Origin of the sequence: Pseudomonas sp. Irchel 3E19, from assembly GCF_900187585.1 — a bacterium.
GTDB classification, from domain to species: domain Bacteria; phylum Pseudomonadota; class Gammaproteobacteria; order Pseudomonadales; family Pseudomonadaceae; genus Aquipseudomonas; species Aquipseudomonas baetica.
Window position 1 is genome coordinate 185,225 of sequence record NZ_FYDT01000002.1, and the last position, 24,934, is coordinate 210,158.

The window sequence follows — 24,934 nt, forward strand, 5'->3', positions numbered from 1 at the left end:
TCAAGGCTGACAATGCGACTGGTTTTCCCCACATTGATGCTCACCGCCCTCGCCCTGCTGTCGGGCGCCGCCGGTGTGAACGCTGCACCGCAACATGCGTTGACCGTGTATGGCGAACCCGCCAAGTACCCCGCAGGCTTCAGTCACTTCGACTACGCCAACCCGCAGGCCCCCAAGGGCGGAACGATGCGCCGCTCGGCGATCGAAATCGGTCACTTCGACCACATCCTTCCTTATATAGATAAAGGCATCGGCGTCACCCAGATTGACGGCTTGCTGTATTCGCCGCTGGCCCAGCGTTCGATGGATGAGCCCTATACCGTTTACGGTCTGGTCGCGCAAAAGATAGAACGCTCGGACGACGGCCTGTCGCTGCGCTTCTTCATCAATCCCAAGGCGCGTTTCGCTGACGGCAAACCGATCACCGCTGAAGATGTGCGCTACACCTACGATCGGTTGATGACCCAGGGCAGCCTGCGTTATCGCACCCAGTTCGCCGACGTCAAAGGCGTCGAAGTGGAAGCGCCATTGACCGTGCGCTTCGACTTCAAGAGCAACGAAAACCGCACCCTGCCACTGGATATCGCGACCCTGCCGGTGTTCCCCGAACATTGGTGGAAGAGTCGCGACTTCGCCGGCGGCGGTGGTTACGAGCCGCCCTTGGGCAGCGGCCCCTATCGCGTCGGCAAAGTCGATTCGGGGCGCAGCATCACGTTCGAACGCAATCCCGACTGGTGGGGCAAAGATCTGCCGGTCAGTCGCGGCCTGTACAATTTCGACCACTTCAGCATCGAGTATTTCGGCGACACCGACGTTGCGCGCCAAGTGCTGCGCGGGGGCGCCTACGATTACAACCGTGAGTTCTCCGCCACCGGTTATTCCATCGGCTACGACAGCCCTGCCCTGAGCGACGGACGCCTGCAAAAGGCCCACCTGGCGACTGAGGCCCCGCAGTCCGCCCAGGGTTTTGTGTTCAACCTGCAAAAGCCGATGTTCCAGGATCGGCGTGTGCGCCAGGCGCTGGCCATGCTGTGGGATTTCGAGTGGAGCAACCGGCAGATGATGCGCAACCTGTACATCCGCCAGCAAAGCTACTTTTCCAATACCGAACTCGCGGCTCGGGAACTGCCCGATGCGCAAGAGTTGAAAATCCTTGAGCCGCTGCGCGGACAGGTTCCAGACGAAGTTTTCACAAAAGTTTTCGAAGCGCCAAAAACCGATGGCAGCGGCCTGATCCGCGACAAGCAGTTGCAAGCCCTTGAGCTGCTTGAGCAGGCCGGCTGGAAACCCAAGGGTGATCAACTGGTAAACGCCGAAGGCGAGCCGCTGCGTTTTACCTTTCTGGTCAGCCAGAACGGCCTGGATCGCCTGCTGCTGCCATACAAGCGCACGCTGAAACAGATCGGTATCGAGTTGAATATCCGCCGCATCGACTCCTCGCAGTACGTCAATCGCCTGATGAGCCGCGATTACGACATGATCGTCACCGGCTACCCCGTCACCACTTCTCCGGGTGGCGAGTTGCTCAACTACTTCGGTTCAGCGTCGGCCAACGATCCGGGGGCCAACAACTACATGGTGTTGAAAAATCCGGCGGTCGACACCTTGATCAACGGCCTGATCCGCGCCTCGACGCAGTCCAACATGCTGCACTACGCCCATGCGCTGGACCGCGTGCTGCAATGGAACTACTACTGGATCCCCAACTACTATCCGCCGGGCACTTCAACCGTCTGGTGGAACCGTTTCGGCATTCCGTCGGTGCAGGCGAGCAATGACGAAGCCATCGAGAGCTGGTGGGAAATCAGCCGCACACCGCTGACCAATCAACAGATGACCGCTGAAAAGATCTCGCGCGGCAGACCCGGAGGGCCGCACTGATGTGGGGTTACATACTGCGGCGTCTGCTGCTGATCATTCCGACGCTGGTGATCATCCTGCTGGTCAATTTCGTGATTATTCAAGCCGCGCCTGGTGGTCCGGTCGAACAGGCCATCGCGCATTTGCAAGGCATCGGCGGCGCCAGTGTCGGCGGCGGCGCGAGCGAAACCATGAGCGGCACCTCTCGCGCCAGCCGGGGCCTCGATCCGCAATTGATCAAGGACATCGAAAAACAGTACGGCTTCGACAAGCCCGCCCATGAGCGCCTGTGGCTGATGCTCAAGAACTATGCGCAACTGGACTTCGGCAAAAGCTTCTTTCGCGGTGCCACGGTCACTGACCTGATCCTGGAAAAAATGCCGGTGACCATTTCACTCGGACTGTGGGCGACGCTGATCACCTACCTGGTGTCGATCCCGCTGGGCATCCGCAAAGCCGTGCACCACGGCAGTCATTTCGATATCTGGAGCAGCACGGCGATCATCATCGGCTACGCAATGCCGGCGTTCCTGTTTGCGATGTTTCTGATCGTGGTGTTCGCCGGCGGCACGTCGCTGAACTGGTTCCCGGTGCGTGGGCTGGTGTCGGACAACTTCGACTCGCTGTCGACCCTCGGCAAGATCGCCGACTATTTCTGGCATCTGGTGTTGCCGGTGACGGCGCTGGTCATCGGTGGTTTTGCGACTCTGACGATCCTGACCAAGAACTCGTTCCTTAATGAAATCACTCGCCAGTACGTGGTCACTGCCCGGGCCAAAGGCCTGAGCGAACGCCGCGTGCTCTACGGGCATGTGTTTCGCAATGCGATGCTGCTGGTGGTCTCGGGCATTCCCCAGGCCTTCATCAGCGTGTTCTTCGCCGGCTCCTTGCTGATCGAAGTGATCTTCTCCCTCGACGGCCTCGGCCGCATGAGCTACGAAGCCGCCGTGTCCCGGGATTACCCGGTGGTATTCGGCTCGTTGTTCATCTTCACCCTGTTCGGCCTGCTGATAAAACTGATCGGCGACCTCTGTTACACCCTGGTCGATCCGCGCATCGACTTCGCCGCGAGGAACGCCTGATGTTCAAGCTCTCGCCGTTGGGCCGTCGCCGCTTCGAGCGATTCAAGAAAAACCGCCGTGGCTGGTGGTCGCTGTGGCTGTTTATCGGTCTGTTTATCGTCACGTTGGGTGGCGAGTTGATCGCCAATGACAAGCCGCTGTTGGTCAGCTATCAGGGCCAGTGGTACTTCCCGGTGTTCAAGCGCTACACCGAGCAGGAATTCGGCGGACAACTACCGTTCCAGGCCGACTACCGCAGCGACTACGTGCAGAACCTGATCCGCCAGGACGGCGGCTGGCTGCTGTTTCCACCGATTGCGTTCAGCGACGACACACCGAATTACGACCTCACCAAACCGGCACCGAGTCCGCCCACGGCAGTCAACTGGCTAGGCACCGACGACCAGTCGCGGGATGTGCTGGCACGGGTGATTTTCGGCGCACGGGTGTCAATTCTGTTTGCCCTGATGCTGACGGTTGTCAGCGCCCTGATCGGTATCGCCGCCGGTGCGTTGCAGGGCTACTACGGCGGCTGGGTCGATTTGATCGGGCAACGCCTGCTTGAGGTGTGGTCGGGGTTGCCGGTGCTGTACCTGCTGATCATCCTCTCCGGTTTCGTCGAGCCGAATTTCTGGTGGTTGCTGGGAATCATGGCGTTGTTTTCCTGGCTGGCACTGGTCGACGTGGTGCGTGCCGAGTTCCTGCGCGGGCGCAATCTGGAATACGTCAAAGCCGCGCGAGCATTGGGTTTGACTGACCGCAAAGTGATCGTGCGGCACATTCTGCCCAACGCCATGAACGCCACGCTGAGCTACCTGCCGTTCATTCTGACCGGGGCGATTTCCACCCTCACCGCATTGGACTTCCTCGGTTTCGGCATGCCGGCCGGCAGTGCCTCGCTGGGCGAACTGATCGGCCAGGGCAAGCAGAATCTGCAAGCACCGTGGCTTGGGCTGACAGCGTTTTTCACTTTGGCGCTGATTCTTTCTTTACTGGTGTTCATCGGCGAAGCGTTGCGTGACGCCTTCGACCCTCGATCCTGAAGCGTGGCCATGACTGACAACCTGATTGAAATCCGTAATCTCAACGTTGCCTTCCATGGCCAGAACGTGGTGCGCGACCTGTGCCTGGACATTCGCCCCGGCGAGTGCCTGGCGCTGGTCGGCGAATCGGGCTCGGGCAAATCGGTGACGGCCCATTCGATTCTGCAACTGCTCCCCGACAGCGAAGCGCAAACCACCGGCAGCATTCGCTATCGCGGGCAGGAACTGGTCGGGGCCGACCCCAAGGTCTTGCGTGAACTGCGGGGCAACCGCATCGCGATGATCTTTCAGGAGCCGATGACCTCGCTCAATCCGCTGCACACCATCGAAAAGCAGATTGGCGAAACCCTGCTGCTGCACCGCGGCCTCGGCGGCAAAGCCGCGCAAAAGCGCATTGTCGAACTGCTCGAACTGGTGGGTATCCAGAAACCCAAGGAGCGTCTCAAGGCTTATCCGCATCAACTGTCCGGGGGACAGCGGCAACGGGTAATGATCGCCATGGCCCTGGCTTGCGAGCCAGAGTTGTTGATCGCCGACGAGCCGACCACGGCACTCGACGTCACCGTGCAACGCAAGATTTTGCTGTTGCTCAAATCCCTGCAACAACGTTTGGGCATGTCGCTGCTGCTGATCAGCCACGACCTTAATCTGGTGCGCAGCATTGCCCAGCGCGTCTGTGTGATGAAGGCGGGTGAGATCGTCGAGCAAGCACCCTGCGAAACCCTGTTTACCGAGCCGAAGCATCCTTACAGCTGCGTGCTGCTTAACGCTGAACCCGAAGGCGAAGCGCTGCCCCGGGATGAGCGCGAAAATGTGCTCGAAGTCGAAAACCTGAAGGTTGAGTTTGTCGTCGGCGCAGGATTGTTTCAGCGCAAGCAATACCTGCGCGCGGTGGACGGCATCAGCCTGAACATCCAGCGCGGCAAGACTTTGGGCATCGTCGGTGAGTCTGGCTCGGGTAAGTCGACGCTGGGTCAGGCGATCCTGCGCCTGCTCGACTCCGAAGGCAGCATCCGTTTTCAGGGTGAAGCGCTCGACGGTCTCAACCAGAAGCAACTACGACCCTGGCGCCGGCAGATGCAGGTAGTGTTTCAGGATCCGTTCGGCAGCCTCAGCCCGCGAATGTCGGTGGCACAGATCATCAGCGAAGGCCTTGAGGTCCATTGCGAGTCCACCGCCGATGAATGCGACGAGCAAGTGATCCGTGTACTCAAAGAGGTCGGCCTCGACCCCGAGAGCCGACATCGCTATCCCCACGAGTTTTCCGGCGGGCAACGCCAGCGCATCGCCATCGCCCGCGCGCTGGTGCTGAAACCGGCGCTGATCCTGCTCGATGAACCGACCTCGGCACTCGATCGCACGGTACAGAAACAAGTGGTCGCCCTGCTCCGCCAGCTTCAGGAAAAACATGGCCTGACCTATTTGTTTATCAGTCACGATCTGGCGGTGGTACGTGCACTGGCTCACGACATGATCGTGATCAAGGACGGCAAAGTGGTCGAACGTGGCGCCAGTCATGAGGTGTTTGACTCGCCGCAGCATCCGTATACCAAAGAGCTGTTGGCGGCGGCGCATCCGGGGTAGGCATAATCTGCGCATGACTTGGGACCGCGGCGCGGCCTTCGCGAGCAAGCCCGCTCCCACAGAATTTTCGCGTGTACACGATTTTTGTGAGCAACCGAGAAACCTGTGGGAGCGGGCTTGCTCGCGAAGAGGCCGGCACTGGCAACATATAATCAGGATCAGCCTCCATGAACACCACCGAAAGCCTCAAGGACTACCAACGGGTTCGCACGCTGGCGATCCGTTCGCTGTTCGAAATCATCGAGCAATCGAGCGAAGGCACGGTGATTGTCGATCGCGACGCCAATATCGTCTGGATGAACGAGCGTTACGCCCGGCGTTTTGGTCTGGCGTCGGCCGAAGGGGCCATCGGCAAGCCCTGTGAAAGCGTGATCCCCGGCAGCCTGTTGCGTGAAGTGGTGCGCACCGGGCGACCGATTTTGCTCGACATGCAGGACACACCGAAAGAACCGCTGGTGGTCATGCGCCTGCCGATCCACGACGACGCCGGCAGCGTGATCGGTGCCATCGGCTTTGCCCTGTTCGACGAGTTGCGAACCTTGTCGCCGATGCTCAAACGCTACCTGAGCATGCAGGAAGAGTTGGCCTCGACCCGCTCCCTGCTGCGGGCGCGCCAGACCAAATACAACTTTGCCCACTTTATCGGTACCAGCGCCGCCAGCCTCGAAGTCAAACGTCGCGCCCGGCGCAGCGCCAGTGCTGACTCGCCAGTGTTGCTGCTCGGTGAAACCGGTACCGGCAAGGAGCTGCTCGCTCAAGCGATTCACAGCGCCTCGCCGCGGGCGCACAAGGCGTTTGTCAGCATCAACAGCGCGGCGATTCCCGAGGCGTTGCTGGAGGCCGAGTTCTTCGGCACGGCGCCGGGGGCCTTCACCGGGGCTGATCGCAAGGGGCGCACCGGCAAACTGCAGATCGCTCAGGGTGGCACGTTGTTCCTCGACGAAATTGGCGACATGCCGCTGCCACTGCAAAGCAAATTGCTGCGCGTCTTGCAGGAAAAGGAGTTCGAGCCCGTGGGCTCCAATGAAGTGATTCACAGCGATGTGCGGGTGATCGCCGCCACGTCGACAGATCTGCAAGCGGCTATCAAACGCGGCGAATTTCGCGCAGATCTGTATTACCGCCTCAATGTCTTGCCGATCAACGTGCCGCCGCTGCGTGAGCGCCTGGACGATCTGCCGGCGCTCAGCGAAGCGATCCTTGAAGAACTACGCAGTCAGCATGAACTGCACCGCGAAGCGTTGGCATTGCTGGGACAGCATGCCTGGCCGGGCAATATTCGCGAGTTGCGCAATGTGCTGGAACGGGCGGCGCTGCTCAGTGATGACTTGATGCTGACCGAGCATGACATCCGCGCGGCTATTGGCACGTTTACCCCGGTGGAGCGTACTTCGCAGCCGCTGGTTGAAGCGCTGGCCGAGGAAACATTCGCTCAGGCGCGGGAACGTTTTGACCGGCAGTTGATTCAGGCGGCGCTTGCGCAATGCGCGGGTAAGGTGCCGGAGGCGGCGGCTCGGTTGGGGCTCGGGCGGTCGACGTTGTACAAAAAAATGGTTGCACTGGGGATTGCCGAGTCTCAATAACGAGACACCAATCTCTCCTTGTAGATATCCCATTGAAGATCAAAAGATCGCAGCCTGCGGCAGCTCCTACATGGGAATTCGAATCCCCTCTGTAGGAGCTGCCGCAGGCTGCGATCTTTTTTTGCCTACAGAAATCCACAATTTGAGACAGACACCTCGATCTTTTCCTTAAAAATAACAAAATATTCATATATTTCAGATAGTTAATGAGTTGGCACGCATCTCGCAATCGGATTTGCCTACAACCGTTTCACCCACAAAAATAACAATCCTGGAGAGACACACCATGAGTGTGATCATTGCCTTGGCAGCCCTCGCGCTGCTGATGCTGGCTGCTTACCGCGGCTACAGCGTTATCCTCTTCGCCCCGACCGCTGCCCTCGGCGCTGTCCTGTTGACCGACCCGTCCGCTGTCGCTCCCGCGTTTACCGGGGTGTTCATGGAAAAAATGGTCGGTTTCATCAAACTGTATTTTCCGGTGTTCCTGCTCGGTGCCGTGTTCGGCAAGTTGATCGAACTCTCTGGGTTCTCGCGCTCAATCGTTGCAGCGGCCATTCGCCTGTTAGGCACAAAGCAGGCCATGCTGGTGATCGTGCTGGTCTGCGCCCTGCTCACCTACGGTGGCGTCTCGCTGTTTGTCGTGGTGTTTGCGGTTTATCCGTTCGCGGCGGAGATGTTTCGCCAGAGCAACATTCCCAAGCGCCTGATTCCGGCGACCATCGCCCTCGGCGCATTTTCGTTCACCATGGACGCCCTGCCGGGCACGCCGCAGATCCAGAACATCATCCCCAGTACATTCTTCAATACCACCGCATGGGCCGCGCCATGGCTCGGTGTGATCGGCACGATTTTCGTGTTCTGCGCCGGCATGCTGTTCCTCCAGCGTCAGCGCAACAAGGCTCAGCGCACCGGTGAAGGTTATGGCACCGAACTGCGTAACGAGCCGGAAACCGCCGAAGACCTCAAGCTGCCAAACCCGTGGATTGCCCTGTCGCCACTGCTGGCGGTGGGCATCATGAACCTGCTGTTCACTCAGTGGATTCCGCAGTGGTACGGCAAGACCCACAGCCTCGCACTGCCAGGCATGACCACACCGGTAACCACCGAAATCGCCAAACTGACGGCGATCTGGGCCGTGCAAGCCGCATTGCTGGTCGGGATTGTGATGGTGCTGGCGTTCGGCTTTACGGCCATTCGCAGCAAGCTCGCCGAGGGCAGCAAAAGCGCGGTCAGCGGTGCGTTGCTGGCGGCGATGAACACCGCGTCCGAATACGGTTTCGGCGCGGTGATCGCCTCGTTGCCGGGTTTTCTGGTGCTGGCCGACTGGCTCAAGCAAATCCCCAATCCATTGGTCAATGAAGCGATCACCGTGACGTTGCTGGCCGGTATCACCGGCTCGGCTTCGGGCGGCATGAGCATTGCGCTGGCGGCGATGTCCGAGCAATTCATCAGTGCGGCGCACGCAGCGAACATTCCGCTGGAAGTGCTGCATCGGGTGGCGGCGATGGCCAGTGGCGGCATGGACACCCTGCCGCACAACGGCGCGGTGATCACCCTGCTGGCCGTCACCGGGCTGACCCACCGTGAAGCCTACAAAGACATTTTCTGTATTACGCTGATCAAGACCCTGGCGGTTTTCGTCGTGATCGGCACTTTCTACGCCACTGGCATTGTGTGAGGTATTGATGACCACTCTTTCCGGCAAGACCGCACTGGTTACCGGCTCCACCAGCGGCATCGGCCTGGGTATCGCCCTGAGCCTGGCCAAGGCTGGCGCCAACCTGATTCTCAACGGTTTCGGCGATGCCTCCAAAGTGATTGCCGAGGTCAGCCAGTTTGGCGGCAAGGTCGGTCATCACCCGGCCGATGTCAGCGACCCGGCGCAGATCGCCGAGATGATCGCCTACGCCGAGCGTGAGTTCGGCGGCGTCGACATTCTGGTCAACAACGCCGGGATTCAGCATGTCGCCGCCGTGGAAGAATTCCCCGTCGAGCGCTGGGATTCGATCATCGCCATCAACCTGTCTTCGGTGTTTCACAGCACACGCCTGAGCCTGCCGGGCATGCGCAGCAAAGGTTGGGGGCGCATCGTCAACATTGCGTCCGTGCATGGCCAGGTCGGATCAACCGGTAAAGCGGCTTACGTTGCCGCCAAACACGGGGTGATCGGCCTGACCAAAGTCGTCGGCCTGGAAACCGCCACCAGCAATGTCACCTGCAACGCCATTTGCCCCGGTTGGGTGTTGACGCCACTGGTGCAAAAGCAGATCGATGACCGCGCCGCCACGGGGGTTGATCCGCAGCAGGCGCAGCATGATCTGCTGGCGGAGAAACAGCCTTCGCTGGAGTTCGTCACGCCGCAGCATCTGGGCGAACTGGTGCTGTTTCTGTGCAGCGAAGCCGGCAGCCAGGTACGTGGCGCAGCGTGGAATATTGATGGCGGGTGGTTGGCGCAATAACCTGCGATCCCAGTAGGCGTGAACCTGCTCGCGATGGCGGACTGACATTCAATCTTGATGTTGGCTGATACAGCGCTATCGCGAGCAGGCTCACGCCTACAAGGGATGACTACCCTGGCTTGTGTGTACGAATCAGATAACAAGAGGCAAGCAATGTCCGACGCCCTCTGGCAACCCGACGCCCACCGTATCGCCCACTCGCGCATGGACGTGTTCCGGCACTTCATCAATCAGCGTCATTCGCTGAACCTTGACGGCTACCCTGCCCTGCACCAGTGGAGCGTCGAGCAGCGTGAAGCGTTCTGGCAGGCCATCGTCGATTTTTTCGATATCCGCTTTCATAGCCCGCCCGACGCGGTACTGCGCGAAGGCCAACAGATGCCCAGTGCCGAATGGTTTCCCGGCGCGACCCTGAATTTCGCTGAACATCTGCTGCGCCGCCGCGACGATGCCGTTGCTGTCATCGCGGTCGCGGAAAACGGTCAGCGCGAGCAACTGACGTGGGCCGAACTGGCGCATCAGGTCGCCGGCTTTCAGACCAGTCTGCAAGCCGCCGGCATCGGACTCGGCGACCGGGTGGCGGCGTGCATGCCCAACACCTGGCAAACCCTGGTGGCGATGCTCGCGACCACCAGCCTGGGTGCAATCTGGTCGTGCTCTTCACCCGATTTCGGTACCCATGGAGTGATTGATCGATTCGGTCAGATCGAACCGAAAGTGTTGATCACCTGCGCCGGCTATCGCTATGCAGGCAAGGCGCTCGACCAGACCGCCAAACTCAACGAAATCCTTATGCAACTGCCGTCGCTGCAACAGTTGATCATCGTGCCCTACGCACGCGAAGAGGCGCGTGCCGAGGATTACCGGACGCCAGCCGATGTGACGCTGTGGAGTGATTTTTATCAGCCCGGCGATGAGCCGCGCTTCGTCCCGGTGCCGTTCAATCATCCGTTGTACGTGCTGTATTCCAGCGGTACCACGGGGGTGCCGAAGTGCATCGTGCACAGCACCGGCGGCGTGCTGCTGCAGCACGTCAAGGAACACGGCTTGCACGTCGATCTCGGCCCCGGCGACCGCCTGTTCTATTACACGACGTGCGGCTGGATGATGTGGAACTGGCTGGTCTCGGCGCTCGCCGTCGGCAGTGCCGTGGTGCTGTACGACGGCTCGCCGTTTCACCCCGGCAACGAACGTTTGCTCGATTTGATCGACGATGAACGCATCAGTGTGTTCGGCACCAGCCCCAAATTCCTCGCGACACTGGAAAGCAGTGGCGTCAAACCTCGCGACAGCCATGATCTGCGCAGCCTGAAAACCCTGCTGTGTACCGGCTCGGCGTTGTCGCCGCAAAGCTACGACTTCGTCTATCGCGACGTCAAAACGGATGTGTGCCTGGCCTCGATGTCCGGTGGCACCGATATCGTCTCGTGTTTCGTCAATGGCAATCCGCTGCTGCCGGTACGGCGCGGCGAAATCATGGGTAAAAGCCTGGGCATGGCGGTTGAGGTGTGGAATGACGCCGGCCAGCCAGTGGTCGGTGAAAAAGGTGAACTGGTGTGTACCCGGCATTTCCCGGCCATACCGATTGGCTTATGGAACGACCCCGACGGCAGCCGCCTGCGCCAGTCCTATTTCAGCCTGTTTCCTGGCGTATGGGCGCAAGGCGATTACGCCGAACAACTGCCTCACGGCGCGATGCTGATTCACGGCCGCTCGGATGCCGTCCTCAACCCCGGCGGTGTGCGCATTGGCACGGCAGAAATATATCGTCAGGTCGAGAAGGTCCCGCAAGTGCTCGACAGCGTGGCGATCGGGCAGCACTGGCAGGATGACGTGCGCGTGGTGTTGTTCGTACGTCTGAAGGATGGCGCCGAACTGGACGAGGCGTTGCAACAGCAGATCCGTCAGGTCATTCGCGCCAACACCACGCCACGGCATGTGCCGGCGAAAATCCTCGCGGTGACCGACATCCCGCGCACCATCAGTGGCAAGGTGGTGGAGCTTGCGGTGAGAAACGTGGTGCACGGGCAAGCCGTGAAGAATACCGATGCGCTGGCCAATCCCGAAGCGCTGGAGCAGTTTCGGGATCGGCCGGAGCTCATGAGCTGAATCGCTCGAACGCACAATCTTTGAGCGTTACCGCCGCAAAGTCTGCGGTAACGTCCTCACTTATTTGGCATTCATGTTGACCCATACCTCACCGCCATCGTTACTGGCAACCGCACGCGTCAGTGTCTCGATATTCTCCGAAAACTTCGGATAATCAGTTATTACCTGACTGAGCAAGGCGGTGGTCACTGCGTAGGAGTCGGCATTGGCCAAGGCTTCGTTACGGCTGTGGAAGTCGGTGCTCTGCACGTCAGGCGACTTCGGTAGACGACCCGCTGCCAGCTTCAACAGAGCGGCCACATTTAAACCTTGAGCATTCTCTCCCGCCGCAGCGGCAGTCACCCTGTCGACCCGACCCGCACCGGCACGGAACATTTCATGAATCAGGTCATCGGCAATTTCACCGTACTTGAAGCCGGCAGCACCTAAACGGTCATTAAGGTTTTGAGCATTGACCGCCAGAAATTGATGAGAAGCCTTATCTGCGCCTGACAGCTCCTTCCACTGTGTGAAATTCACAGGCCTGACCTCAACAATAGTCACATCGTCCTTCAGCGGGTCCAATATGAAATTGCTCAAGGAGATACCACCAAAATCTGCTTTGATGACTCGCAGACAGTTGAGCAAACTGTCCCGCGCCTCTGCTGTAGTGCCCAGAAACAAACCAATGGCGGGGTCGGTTTTAAGGTTGAGCCGAGCGTTTGACAGGACCGCAATGGCATTGTCGATTTTACGAGTGACCAAGGGAATGCTTTGCTCGATAACATGTTGGATATAGCTGGCCGGCAACTCTCTGCGAATTTCAGGCCCCTTGAATGCTTGCTTGAAGTCAAATTCGAGTGGCTTGCCCCATGGTCTGCCGAAACGGTTGACGCCATACCAGCGATTGTTTCTGGCGATGGCAGAGACATCAAAAATATCGACTGAATGACCACGAGGTCGCCATTTACCCTTGCCGATTTGAGGCAGCGCACTCGCCTTTAGCAAGTCCGCACAGTCCACTTTGCCGGTCAGAACCTGTATCTGTAGTGTGGCCAGTTCTATCAGCTGTGCGCCTTGCTTGCCCAGTTGTAAACCGTTTCTCAAGAGCTTTCTGGTTAGTTGGTAGCCTAAGGTTGGCACCCCATCAAGCGGGTTGAGCGTCGACACCGTCAACTTCAAACCAAACTTCAGACTGCTGACCAACTTCGACGTCATTGACGCCGTTCTGGAGGCGATGCTCAATACTTTGGAGGTCGCTCCCAGGACCGTAAAGAGGATGCCGATGGCATCCATTGTGCAGCCGAACACGCCATCGGCCACCCGGTTTTTATCGCCCGAGGACAAGTCCTCAATACATTTTTTGAAGGGTACGACCAGATCAATGATGAACGTCACCACTTTGTCGGTAGTCGCACGGGTCTGTTCTCGCTCTGTGTAGACGGTGAGCGCTTCGGTGTACTCCTGAACGGTTGCCAGCGGACGATGAGTCGTAATGAAGTGCGCAATAGCGTGAGCGCGTGGGCTGACGTAGTACTGGTAAGCACTGGTTTTCAATGTCGGCGTGAACGTGGGTGCCTTCAAAGTGCCCAGTTTGTCAATCACGGCATGGCTGAACTGTTTCGATCGAGGTGCAGTGCCATTGGTGTAACTGTCGAGGTCGACTGGTGTGTTTGTTCCAGCATACGCGGCTGGCATGTCTTCATTCATGGACCCTTTGAAATCCAGTCTTGCGGGTTGATTCACGCACCCACGATTATGAATGTAGCCGCCCAGATTGTTATTTCTTCGACATTCACCGCGCAAGTTGAACATTTCGTAGCAAAGGTACTGATCCCGGCCGATCGAAACATACATCACGACCCCGAAACGACCTGTCGCTGCATCTATCCTCGCCTGAGTTTCCTTGGGTCGCGCGGTGCTAAGGTTAGCTCCTGTCAGCCCTATACTTGAACTCGACTGGCCGACAATTTCAGCAACCGGCGGACGAATCGTAAAGAAATGGATCTCGCTTTTATCAAAAATATCGCGATCCTGACTCGGCATGGATGCAATCGCCAATCTGACATTTGACGCCAGCGCCTCATGAAGCTTTTGGTGATGGCTGTGAGCCTGTCTCTGGAAGTTGACCTGATTGGAACTCATACGGGTCAAGCCTGGATAAACATCGTAAAGGCTGCGCGCTTCGCGCCAGTCCCATTCCCCACCCACCAACTCACCTTCCACGTGCAAGTCGAGCATGGACATCTTGTATGAGTTTCCTAGTGTATCGGTGTAGTGCCTGAGTATTTTCTTGCTCAGGAAGTCACAGCCCGGCGCAGCCGCTTGCAGTGCCTCCAATGCTGTCTCTATCCGATCCGGCGGTGCTGTTGCCCATATTTGAGCACATTTGGCCAAGTACTTTACGTGGGCTTGATAAACATCAAGGGCAGTCTCAGAGGCAACCGGTGCATCGGTTTTCAGGTCTTCATGGCTGATGACATCGTTGACTAACCCCCAATCGATGATCGCGTCGACAGACACCAGACTCTGCAATTGTCCCAATGTCGAACTGAACTCCTCCATATCGGCAAACTTCATGACCTGGTCGTACGTCATGAAACGGGATGCACCTTTGGCGTTCATTTCGACGAAGGCTACCGCCTGGCAAAACGTCACCCAGCCAATCGATCCCAATGTGATGCCAGGAGGGACGTCTTTCACCAGTAGCGCTGGAGCAAGGTTGGCCAATAGTAGATGAGATGCCAGAGGCGCTGTCTCGTTGGAGACCGTTGGAGAATGTGACAAATACTCGTCCAGTCCCTTGCGAATTACGCTCCCCGGCTTGTCTGCGAACAGCACAGGATCGTGAAGATCAAAGGTGCCTACGAAGTTGCGTTTTTGCTCTGTGCCAATGAAGTGATTGAGTTCGACAAGAATCGCCGTGAGCAGAAACTGCGCCAAGTCATGCGCTTGCCCTTCATCACCGTCACGCACACCGCACCAACCCAAAGCATCGATGTATTGTTTTGCCAGCGCTTGCGAAGAAGTATGGTTCACCAGCTTCACTAACGTTTCATTTGCACTCTGCCAGTCCGGATTCCCGGAAAGCGTAGACCGTACTTTTGCATATAAGGTGTTCAACAGACCCACCCCACCAGGACACAGTGTGGCGGTCAACCTGCGAATTTCTTCGTAGTCGTCTTGAACCAATACAACTGATTCCGAATCCTGACCACTGATATAACTCCAGTAGTTTCCAAACTGATCATTTTCCGGCCACTTCCACGCCATAAAGGATAAAAGTTTTCTGGTTCCTCCTACTGTTGTCGGCACCTTGAAACCATGGAAACGCAACCATTGCTCTACAGTAGCTGTCAGGCCCTTTCGAATACGGCCGCCCGAAGCATTTACCGCTTCGGCCAAGCGCTTTAACTTTGGTGCATCATAAGGATCGGCTTTCAGTTCTTCAGTCAGGTCGTCCCAGCTCCCCGGCCCCAGAGGAAAGATCAGGGAACCATAGTAGGTGACATAAACGTCGTCGCGGTTAGAGTAGCCTTTCGATTCGGCTCGATCTATAAAGGCGTCCGAGTCGACAAAGTCGCTCAGCATTTTACGCAGCGGAATACAGATTCGATTCAGCGAGGAATCTTCCTCCATCCTGAAATCGATGTTCGCCAGATTTATTTTATCGCCATCTGCCTTCCCGTCAAGGTAGGACCCAAGGATGCTGACTAAACGATCTCCCTCCACCCAATCACCGTCACCACACATCAATTCACTACGCCCGTCGAACAACGCCAGCGGAGTTTCTGAACTTCTGTTTTTCATTGCAACTTCCAAACTACAATTAATGGAAGACCAACTTAACAAAAGTGCAAAAGTTGCAAACCAGGATTATGTTAATCCGTATTGCGATTCAGAAAAACAAAATCTACCAACTCTAATCCAACACCTCCCAACTTCCCGAATTACCGACAACCGCCCCACCCGAATCGGCGTGAAGTTTCAGGCGCAACCTTAAATCATTAATAGAGTCTGCATATTTCAGCGCTTCACTCTCAACAACAACCCCCTCCACCACCAACTTATAAAGTGCAGCATCAAACGTTTGCATCCCGGATTCTGCTGACTTATCCATGATCGTTTTCAACTCACCCAATTCATTGCGGCGGATCAAATCAGCAATCGTCGGCGTACCCAGCATCACCTCAACCGCGGCCCTGCGTTGCCCGTCAACAGTGCGCACCAAGCGCTGCGAGACAAATGCTTTCAGATTGTTGCCCAAGGCATGCAGCAACTGCGCACGACGTTCTTCGGCGAACATATTGATGATGCGCTCCAGCGCCTGATTGGCATTGTTGGCGTGCAAGGTCGAGAGCACCAAATGTCCGGTTTCGGCAAACGCCAACGCGTGTTCCATGGTCTCGCGATCACGGATTTCGCCGATCAGCACCACGTCCGGGGCCTGGCGCAAGGTGTTCTTCAGCGCCGCATGAAAACTGCGCGTGTCGACGCCGACTTCGCGCTGATTGATGATCGACAACTGGTGCCGGTGGATGTACTCGATCGGGTCTTCGATGGTGATGATGTGCCCGGCACTGTGCCGGTTTCGATAGTCGATCAGCGCTGCCAGCGATGTCGATTTGCCGGAGTCGGTGGCGCCGACGAACAGGATCAGGCCTTGCTTGAGCATCACCGTTTCGAGCAGCACCGGCGGCAGTTTGAGGTCTTCGAAGCGGGGAATATCGAGTTTGACATTGCGGATCACGATCGACACATCGTTACGCTGTTTGAACAGGTTCACCCGGAAGCGGCCGATGCCCGGCCGTGAAATCGCCAGGTTCATTTCCAGATCGCGGTCGAACTCCTTGCGCTGCTCGGCGTCCATCAGGGTGTTGGCGATGGCGGCGACTTCACCGGGTTTCAAAGGCTGCTCACCCAGCGCGCTCAGCACGCCCTGGAAACGCGCACTGGGCGGCGCGCCGGTCGACAGGTACAGATCGGAGCCATGCCGGCTGGCCAGTTGTTGCAACAGTGCATCGATTTCCATGGCAAAAATGACCTGCGAAGCATTCAATGATCAGAAGATGGCCAGACGCGTGACGCGACGGGCCATACTGCGTCTACCGCTTTGCAACAATAGTAGACGCTGCCTTACCGACTGACGCTCAGGACTCACGTGATGAATGCTACACCCGCCAACGACGACGCTCAGGCGCTGATTGCCCGCACAGACTGGAGCAACAGCCCGCTGGGCGCCTCCAGCACCTGGCCGCAAAGCCTGCGCACGGCGGTCGACATCGTGCTGCACTCGCCGATGCCGATGCTGTTGCTGTGGGGGCCGCAACTCACGCAGATTTATAACAACGGCTTTGCCCTGCTCGCCGGCAGCAAGCATCCCTATGCGTTCGGCCAGCCAGCGCACCAGACATGGCCGGAACTGCACGACTTCACTGACCCGATTTACCGCGCCGTCCTGCAAGGCCAGGTGCGCACTTACAGCGAGCGACGTTTCACTCTGCAACGCGATGGCAAGGAGGCCGACTTCTGGCTCGACCTGACCTACAGCCCGATTCGCGATGAAACCGCCGAGGTCGCCGGTATTCTCGTGACCGCCATCGAAACCAATGAACGCCGGCGCATCGCTCTGGAACTGCAACAACGCTCCGATGAAAGCCTGCGCGTGCAACGGGAAACCGAAGAGCGCCTGCAACTGGCGCTGGCCGCCACCGACGCCGTCGGCACCTGGGACTGGGACATCGGCGAAGACCGCTTCATCGCTGACGCGCACTTCGCCCAGCTGCACGGCATCGATCCGGCGCAGGCCGGGCAGTTGCCGATCAGCGATTACCTGCAAGGCGTGCACCCCGAAGACCGCGCCATGATCGCGCGCAGCATCAAGCATTGCATCACCCATGGCACCGAATACGCCGAGGAATATCGCTTGCTGCAAGCCAATGGCGAGTTGCGCTGGGTATTCGCGCGCGGGCGCTGCTACAAGGATCACCATGGCCGACCGGTGCGTTTCCTCGGCGCCGCACTGGACCTGACCGAACGCAAAAACACCGAGCAGGCGCTGCGTCAGAGCCAGACCGAATTGCAGTTGATCATCAACGCCATGCCGATCCTGATCAGCTACGTCGACTGCGAGGAGCGGTTTCGCCTGAACAACGCGGCCTACCTCGACTGGTACGGTTTGACGCCACAGGAGCTCTACGGCCGGACGATTCGCGAAGTGATCGGTGAGGAAGCCTATTTTCTGCGCGCACCGTACATTGCCGAGGCGCTGGCCGGGCGCTCCTGCTCATTCAGCCTGTACACCCCGCACCGCGATGGCAGCAACCGCCATGCCCTGATGAATTACCTGCCACGCTACGGTGCCGACGGTGCGGTCAACGGCTTTTACATCTTTGTGATCGACGAAAGCGAACGCAAGAAAACCGAAGAAGCGCTGCGCAACCTTAACGAAACCCTGGAGGAGCGGGTCACTGCCCGCACCGAGCAACTGGCCCAGGCCAACCAGCGTCTGCAGAACGAGATGTTCGAACGCGAACGCGCCGAGGACGCCCTGCGTCATGCGCAGAAAATGGAAGCGGTCGGTCAACTCACCGGCGGTATCGCCCATGACTTCAACAACATGCTCACCGGGATCATTGGCAGCCTCGACCTGATGCAGCGTTACATCGCCAACGGTCGCGCCAATGAGATTGGCCGCTTCACTGAGGCCGCCGTGGCCTCGGCCAACCGCGCCGCCGCATTGACCCACCGGTTGCTGGCGTTCTCGCGGCGGCAGTCGCTGGATCGCAAGCAACTGAACGTCAACGAGCTGATTCACTCACTGGAAGATCTGATCCGCCGCACCAAAGGCGACCCGATCGACCTCAAACTGCGGCTGGCCGATGACCTGTGGCCGGTCAGCACCGACGTCAGTCAACTGGAAAACGCCCTGCTCAACCTGGTGATCAACGCCCGCGACGCCATGCCAGAGGGCGGTGAACTGCTGATCGAAACGGCCAACGTCTACCTCGACGGCAGCGACATCACCACGCTGGAACCGGTCAAGGCCGGCGACTACCTGATGCTCGCGGTGAGCGATAACGGGACTGGCATGACGCCGTCGGTCAAAGCCAAGGCATTTGATCCGTTCTTCACCACTAAACCGATCGGTCAGGGCACCGGCCTCGGTCTGTCGATGATTTATGGTTTTGCCCAGCAGTCAGGCGGCCACATCAGCCTCGACAGCCTGCCGGGCCAAGGCACATCTGTGCGGCTGTTCTTGCCACGAATGTTCGGCCTGGAGCCCGAGCGTCCGGCCAGCGCGCCGGCGCTGCAATCGGCAGCCGCCGAAACCGGCGAAACGGTGGTGGTGGTCGAGGACGATCCGGCGGTGCGCATGCTGGTGCTCGACCTGCTCAAGGAGCTGGGTTACCAGGCTCACGAAGCCGAAGATGCCAAGACCGCCCTGCCGCTGCTGGAATCGGCGTTACGCGTGGATCTGCTGGTGACCGACGTCGGCCTGCCGGGCATGAACGGCCGGCAATTGGCGGAAATCGCCCGCCAGCATCGCCCGGGCCTGAAGGTGTTGTTCATGACCGGTTACGCGCAAAAAGCCGCCGAGCGACAGGGTTTTCTCGAGGACGGCATGGACATGGTCGCCAAACCGTTTTCGATTGAACTGCTGGCCAGCAAGATTCGCATGATGATCAACCAAACCGCGTGACTTGAGGCATAATCGCGCGCCCCGCCGTCACCCCGTTATCAGGTACCGCAAGATGAAAGCCCAAGCCCGCCATATTCTGGTGAAAACCGCCGAAGAAGCCGAACAGCTCAAACAGCGCATCGCCAAGGGCGAAGCGTTTGATGTGCTGGCGAAGAAATTTTCCACCTGCCCGTCCGGCAAGCGCGGCGGTGATCTGGGTGAAGTGCGGCCGGGGCAAATGGTCGGCGCGATTGATGCGGTGATTTTCAAGAAGCCTTTGCGCACCGTGCATGGGCCGATCAAGAGCAAATTCGGTTATCACCTGGTGCAGGTGTTTTACCGCGATTAGGGGATGGCTTTCGGCCCCCTTCGCGAGCAGGCTCGCTCCCACAGGAGAACGTATTCCAATGTGGGAGCGGGCTTGCTCGCGAACCGATTGCGCAGCAAGCGGCCATTCAGCGTTTACTTCGCAATCAACGCACCCGGCACTTGAATCACTTGGCTTGCCAGTCGGTGGCCGGCCTCGGCAGCCTCCGCCGGACTGCCACCCGATAGTCGACTGGCCAGATACGCCGCACTGAACGAATCCCCCGCCGCCGTGGTGTCCACCACCGTTTCAACCTTCTGCGCCGGCACCTCGAATGACTCGCCATCACAGCGAATCAAACAGGCTTCAGCGCCACGCTTGAGCACCACTTCTGGCGTGCCGATATGCGCATAAGCCTCAAACACGGTCTCGGAGTCAGCAAAACCGAACAGCGCCTGCTCGTCATCCAGCGTCAGCAATGCCAGATCAATGTGCGGCAACACGCTGCGATAGGCCGCTCGTGCGTCTTCGGGTGACGCCCACAGACGGGGCCGATAGTTGTTGTCGAAGACGATTCGAGCATCGCGCTGGCGCGCTTCGAGCAAGGTCTGGATCAACCTTTCGCGGCCCTGCGCACCGAGTACGGCCAGGGTGATGCCACTGAAATACAGCACGTCATAATCCGGCAACGCCGCCAGAATCGGTTCGGCGGCCGGGGTGGTGAAGCAATCACGCACCGCCGCTTCGTTGCGCCAGTAGAGAAAGCGCCGCTCGCCGTTGGCGTCGGTCTGGATGCAATACAGGCCCGGCAAACGGCCCGGCAGGCGTTGTACGAGATCGAGGCCAATGCCTTCGCTGGTCCAGATCTGGCACATGGCATCGCTGAAGCTGTCATCGCCCAGCGCGGTGACGTAATCGACCTGAGCCTTGTCGCCCAAAGCGCGGGAGAGGTAGACAGCGGTGTTGAGGGTGTCACCGCCGAAGCTTTGCTGCAGGCTGCCATCGGCGCGCTGCTGCAGTTCGATCATGCATTCGCCGATCAGGGCAATGCGTGGGGTGTTGGGGCCCAAGGGGCTGAGGGTGGTCATTTTGTGGTGTCTCTGGTTGATCAATGGTGTCTGGACAAGCGCTTTCGCGAGCAGGCTCGCTCCCACAGTTAGAGTTCGATCCCTGTGGGAGCGAGCCTGCTCGCGAATGGCGGCGCCTCGGTCTAGAGCCTTAGAAACAAGTCTCCATGGTTTCAATCACCGACAACTGCTCATCCACCAGCAAGCCCACACGCCATTTATCAAAAGTCAGGCACGGGTGCGACGTACCAAAGGAAATAATGTCCCCGACCCGCAATTCAACCCCCGGCGCCACCGTCATGAACGCATGCTGATCCATCACCGCCGTGACCTTGCAGGCGCCAACATCGTCGCCCACCGCCGGCACCACACCAGCCTTGTAACGCAATAACGGCACCGGCAACCCGGCATCGTATGCCACATCACGTTTGCCCAGCGCAATCACCGCAAACCCCGGCTCCGGCAGCGACTGGACGTGCGCCCAGACTTCCAGCGCCGGGCGCAGCCCTTCGTGCAAATCGCTACGACGATCGAGCACGCAGCACTGCGCCTCTTTGTAGATGCCATGGTCGTGCGCCACGTAACTGCCCGGACGCAACACGCTGAGGAAACGCCCGCCCGCGTTCTGCACTTCGAACGACTCGGCGATCAAGTCATACCACGCCGAACCCGAGGCGGTGATGATCGGCTTGGGAATGGCAAACGCGCCGCTGTCCTGCAATTGCACCGCCAGACGCACCAGCGACGCGGCGAACTCGCGAATACCGCTAACCGCATGATCGCCATGAATAACGCCTTCGTAACCTTCGATACCGGTCAGCGCCAGCGCTGGCTGCGCGTTGATCGCCTTGGCCAGTTCGATGACTTCCTGCTCGCTGCGACACCCGCAACGACCGCCGACCACACCGTACTCAATCATCACGTTGAGTTTCACGCCGCGCGAAGCAAAGTAGGCGCCAAGATCGGCAACGTTGGCCGGGTGATCGACCATGCAATAGAAATCAAATGACGGATCCGCCAGCAGATCGCCAATCAGCGCCATGTTCGGCGTGCCGACCAATTGGTTGGCCATCAGCACCCGACGCACGCCGTGGGCATAAGCCGCACGGGTCTGGGTCGCGCTGGCAAGGGTGATGCCCCACGCGCCAGCGTCGAGCTGACGCTTGAACAACGCCGGGGTCATGCTGGTCTTGCCGTGGGGCGCCAGTTCGGCGCCGCTGTCGCTGACGAACTTCTGCATCCAGCGAATGTTGTGCTCCAGCGCCTCGCGGTGCAGCACCAGCGCCGGCAGGCTGATGTCCCGCACCAGGTGCGCGTCGATGGCGGCGTCGCCCTTTTCCACAGCAGTATTGATGGCAGTCGTCATGGTCAAACTCCTCGCATTCATTCGCGGCTGCAGGCAGTCGCGGTTATTCGTTGATGCGCCGGGCGAGGCTGTTGGCGCTCTCGATCAGCACCCGGCGATAGTCGTTGTAATTGTTCTTCGCATCGGCCCGTGGGGCGACGATGCACAGAGTGCAGATGGCTACGCCGTGTGGGTCTTTGACCGGCGCGGCGAAGCAATGGGTGAAGGTGTCGGCGACGCTGTCGAAGGAGAAGAATCCATCGATGCCGGCCTGACGGATTTCCGCCAGAAAGCGTTCCAGCGGCAGGCGTTCGCCGTCGGGCAGGATGTAGTCGTCTTCGTCGATCAGGTCGATGATCTGCTGATCGCTCAGATGCGCCAGTAGCAGGCGCCCGGATGCGGTCCACGGGATCGGTGCGTTCTCGCCGATGTCGGACGAAATACGGAAATGCCGCTCGCCCTCCTTCATCAGCGCCACGGTGTATTTGCGCCCGTTGAGCAGGCACATCTGCGCCGTTTCATGGGTCTGGCTGACGATCTCCTGCAAGGCGTGATCGGCCTCGCGGCTGAGGTCGAAATGACGCAGATGCGCCTGGCCGAGGAAGTACAACTGGCGACCGAGATAGACGTGACCGTCCTTGCCCACCGGTTCCAGAATCCGCCGTTCCAGCAATGAGGCGACCAGTTCGTAGACCGTCGATTTCGGGCTGCCGATGCCGTTGGCGATGTCGTTCGGGCGCAGCGGCTGGCCGATCTCCTTGAGGAAGTCGAGGATATCGAACGCCCGGTCCAGACCGCGTGCCCGGCGTTTGATGGTGTCTTCGGTCATGTCAGTGGTTCCCATTCAAAGTCGCCGGGAGTTTACCGAGAGTATTGCGTCGCTTGGTAGACCGCTTTCGCGAGCAGGCTCGCTCCCACAGGGGAATGCATTTCAAATGTGGGAGCGAGCCTGCTCGCGAAGAAGTCAGCACAGATTTCAGGGTTTCTTCTTGTAGGCGATGCAATCAATCTCAACCTTGCAATCCACCATCATGCTCGCCTGTACACAGGCCCGTGCCGGCGCGTGTTCCGGCTTGAAGTACTCGCCGAAGACCTTGTTGAAACTGCTGAAGTCACGCGGATCATCCAGCCACACGCCGACACGCACGACATCTTCCAGGCCATAACCGGCCTCTTCAAGAATTGCGATCAGGTTCTTCATGGTCTGGTGGGTCTGCTCGACGATGCCGCCAACAATGATCTCGCCATCTACCGCCGGCACCTGGCCGGATACGTGTAGCCAGCCATCCGCTTCCACGGCGCGGGCGAATGGACGAGGCTGACCGCCAGCGGCAGTGCTGCCGGTACCGTAACGCTTAATGCTCATGAGTGTTTCTCCTGATTACAAAAGTGAAAATTCAGAACCGCGTGCTTTTCAGAAACTCAGCCAGACGCGGCGATTGCGGGCGTTCGAACAGCGCCTTGGGAGGCCCCTGCTCTTCGATCCGCCCCTGATTCATGAAAACGATTTTGTCCGAGACCTCGAAGGCGAAACGCATTTCGTGGGTCACCAGCAACATGGTCATGCCGTCTTCGGCGAGGCCCTTGATCACATTGAGCACTTCGCCGACCAGTTCCGGGTCAAGCGCTGAAGTGACCTCGTCAAACAGCATCAGGCTCGGGTTCATCGCAATCGCCCGGGCAATCGCCACGCGCTGTTGCTGGCCGCCGGACAACTGGCCGGGAAAGTGATTGCGCCGCTCCAGCAGGCCGACCCGCTCCAGCCATTTCTCGGCCAGCACCACGGCTTCGTCCTTGTGCATCTTCTTCACCTTGAGCAAGCCCAGGGTAACGTTCTGCAACGCGCTCAGGTGCGGAAACAGGTTGAATTGCTGGAACGCCATGCCGGTCATGGCGCGATGCCGTGCGATGACTTTTTCGCCATGGCGCACGCGCTTACCGTTGACCTCGTCATAGCCTATCGATTCGCCCTCAAGCAGGATCTGCCCGCCCTGGAATTCTTCGAGCATGTTCACGCAGCGCAGCAGCGTGGTTTTACCCGAGCCGCTGGAACCGATCAGCGTCACGACGTTGCCGCGTTGCATGCTGAGGTCGACACCCTTGAGCACTTCGACCGCGCCGTATTGCTTGTGCAGACCGCGAATATCCAGCAGCGGCTGGCTGTTTGCAGCGTTGGAAACTTGAGCTTCAGTCATGGCAAGGCCACCCGCTTTTCAATGTGCCGGCCGAGTAATTCGATGCCGTAGTTGATGACGAAGAACAGAAAACCGGCGAACAGATAGAACTCCAGTGTCATGAAGGTCCGGGCGATGATCTGTTGGGTGCTGAGGAGCAATTCGGCCACGCCGATCACCGAGAGCAAGGTCGAGGCCTTGACGATTTCGGTAGACGAATTGACCCAGGTCGGCAGGATCTGCCGCAACGCTTGAGGCAACAGCACGTAACCGAGCGATTGATAAAACGTCAGGCCGATGGCCTTGCTGGCTTCCATCTGCCCACGAGGCAACGCTTGCAACGCGCCGCGCACAATCTCGGCAACGTGTGAGCCGCAAAACAGCGTCAGACCCAAGGCACCGGCCTGAAACGCGCTGATCTGCCAGCCCAGTGCCGGGGCCATGTAGAAGCAAGCCAAAACCAGCACAAACACCGGGGTGCCGCGAATGATGTCGACGTAAAAGCGAAACGGCGCGCGCATCCAGAAGCGGCCGTAAGTCAGCACCAGACCGGTGACGACACCGAGCAACGTGCCGAACAAGATTGCCAGCGCCGACACTTGCACACTGGTCAGAAAACCTTGCCAGAGCGGCTCGCGCGCGACCCACAACTCATGCAACCAACTGGGAGATTGGTACATTG

The 24,934-nt window shown here is 58.8% G+C and carries 18 protein-coding genes; 10 read left to right on the top strand and 8 right to left on the bottom strand.

The annotated features are described in order from the left end of the window. Positions 1–12: 12 nt before the first annotated feature. The 8 genes from CKW18_RS02390 to CKW18_RS02425 all read left to right on the top strand — a co-directional run bounded on the left by CKW18_RS02390 (position 13) and on the right by CKW18_RS02425 (position 11,699). Positions 13–1,881, top strand: coding sequence for an extracellular solute-binding protein (locus CKW18_RS02390; RefSeq protein WP_095187282.1), 1,869 nt, complete (start codon positions 13–15; stop codon positions 1,879–1,881). After that, positions 1,881–2,942, top strand: a complete 1,062-nt coding sequence (locus tag CKW18_RS02395) for a microcin C ABC transporter permease YejB (protein ID WP_095187283.1) — start codon at positions 1,881–1,883, stop codon at positions 2,940–2,942. Before CKW18_RS02390 ends, CKW18_RS02395 begins: the two co-directional genes overlap by 1 nt. Continuing rightward, the gene (locus tag CKW18_RS02400) at positions 2,942–3,964 is read left to right on the top strand and encodes an ABC transporter permease (protein WP_095187284.1); all 1,023 of its coding nucleotides are present in this window, start codon (positions 2,942–2,944) and stop codon (positions 3,962–3,964) included. Before CKW18_RS02395 ends, CKW18_RS02400 begins: the two co-directional genes overlap by 1 nt. Positions 3,965–3,973: 9 nt before the next feature. After that, positions 3,974–5,548, top strand: coding sequence for an ABC transporter ATP-binding protein (locus CKW18_RS02405; protein WP_095187285.1), 1,575 nt, complete (start codon positions 3,974–3,976; stop codon positions 5,546–5,548). A 167-nt stretch (positions 5,549–5,715) separates the two neighbouring features. Continuing rightward, complete coding sequence (locus tag CKW18_RS02410; RefSeq protein WP_095187286.1) at positions 5,716–7,131, top strand: sigma-54-dependent Fis family transcriptional regulator; 1,416 nt, start codon at positions 5,716–5,718, stop codon at positions 7,129–7,131. A gap of 286 nt (positions 7,132–7,417) precedes the next feature. Further along, positions 7,418–8,809, top strand: coding sequence for a GntP family permease (locus tag CKW18_RS02415; RefSeq protein WP_095187287.1), 1,392 nt, complete (start codon positions 7,418–7,420; stop codon positions 8,807–8,809). A 7-nt stretch (positions 8,810–8,816) separates the two neighbouring features. Next, the gene (hbdH, locus tag CKW18_RS02420; RefSeq protein WP_095187288.1) at positions 8,817–9,590 is read left to right on the top strand and encodes a 3-hydroxybutyrate dehydrogenase; all 774 of its coding nucleotides are present in this window, start codon (positions 8,817–8,819) and stop codon (positions 9,588–9,590) included. A gap of 153 nt (positions 9,591–9,743) precedes the next feature. Further along, positions 9,744–11,699, top strand: coding sequence for an acetoacetate--CoA ligase (locus tag CKW18_RS02425; RefSeq protein ID WP_095187289.1), 1,956 nt, complete (start codon positions 9,744–9,746; stop codon positions 11,697–11,699). Between the two features lie 60 nt (positions 11,700–11,759). On the opposite strand, the gene CKW18_RS02430 is transcribed toward CKW18_RS02425, so the two are convergent. Next, positions 11,760–15,488, bottom strand: a complete 3,729-nt coding sequence (locus CKW18_RS02430) for a hypothetical protein (RefSeq protein WP_095187290.1) — start codon at positions 15,486–15,488, stop codon at positions 11,760–11,762. Between the two features lie 112 nt (positions 15,489–15,600). Then, positions 15,601–16,710 carry a PilT/PilU family type 4a pilus ATPase gene (locus CKW18_RS02435; RefSeq protein ID WP_095187291.1) on the bottom strand — a complete coding sequence of 370 codons (1,110 nt, stop codon included), beginning with the start codon at positions 16,708–16,710 and terminating at the stop codon, positions 15,601–15,603. A gap of 132 nt (positions 16,711–16,842) precedes the next feature. Between CKW18_RS02435 and CKW18_RS02440 the strand changes: the two genes are divergently transcribed. Beyond that, the gene (locus CKW18_RS02440) at positions 16,843–19,380 is read left to right on the top strand and encodes a PAS domain-containing sensor histidine kinase (RefSeq protein ID WP_095187292.1); all 2,538 of its coding nucleotides are present in this window, start codon (positions 16,843–16,845) and stop codon (positions 19,378–19,380) included. A gap of 52 nt (positions 19,381–19,432) precedes the next feature. Further along, the gene (locus CKW18_RS02445; protein ID WP_007912322.1) at positions 19,433–19,708 is read left to right on the top strand and encodes a peptidylprolyl isomerase; all 276 of its coding nucleotides are present in this window, start codon (positions 19,433–19,435) and stop codon (positions 19,706–19,708) included. Positions 19,709–19,821: 113 nt separating this feature from the next. On the opposite strand, the gene CKW18_RS02450 is transcribed toward CKW18_RS02445, so the two are convergent. The 6 genes from CKW18_RS02450 to CKW18_RS02475 all read right to left on the bottom strand — a co-directional run bounded on the left by CKW18_RS02450 (position 19,822) and on the right by CKW18_RS02475 (position 24,932). Beyond that, entirely contained in the window at positions 19,822–20,754 is a 933-nt protein-coding gene (locus tag CKW18_RS02450; RefSeq protein ID WP_095187293.1) for a sugar kinase, read from the bottom strand. Positions 20,755–20,884: 130 nt separating this feature from the next. Beyond that, on the bottom strand, positions 20,885–22,099 hold the full coding sequence (locus CKW18_RS02455) for an amino acid deaminase (protein ID WP_095187294.1): 1,215 nt from the start codon (positions 22,097–22,099) through the stop codon (positions 20,885–20,887). Positions 22,100–22,142: 43 nt separating this feature from the next. Beyond that, on the bottom strand, positions 22,143–22,907 hold the full coding sequence (locus tag CKW18_RS02460) for an IclR family transcriptional regulator (protein ID WP_095187295.1): 765 nt from the start codon (positions 22,905–22,907) through the stop codon (positions 22,143–22,145). A gap of 147 nt (positions 22,908–23,054) precedes the next feature. Beyond that, positions 23,055–23,444 (bottom strand): RidA family protein, encoded by a 390-nt coding sequence (locus CKW18_RS02465; protein ID WP_095187296.1) that lies wholly within the window; start codon positions 23,442–23,444, stop codon positions 23,055–23,057. A 31-nt stretch (positions 23,445–23,475) separates the two neighbouring features. Next, complete coding sequence (locus CKW18_RS02470; RefSeq protein WP_095187297.1) at positions 23,476–24,273, bottom strand: amino acid ABC transporter ATP-binding protein; 798 nt, start codon at positions 24,271–24,273, stop codon at positions 23,476–23,478. After that, positions 24,270–24,932, bottom strand: coding sequence for an amino acid ABC transporter permease (locus tag CKW18_RS02475; RefSeq protein ID WP_095187298.1), 663 nt, complete (start codon positions 24,930–24,932; stop codon positions 24,270–24,272). The genes CKW18_RS02470 and CKW18_RS02475 overlap by 4 nt, the downstream gene beginning before the upstream one ends. Positions 24,933–24,934: the final 2 nt, after the last annotated feature.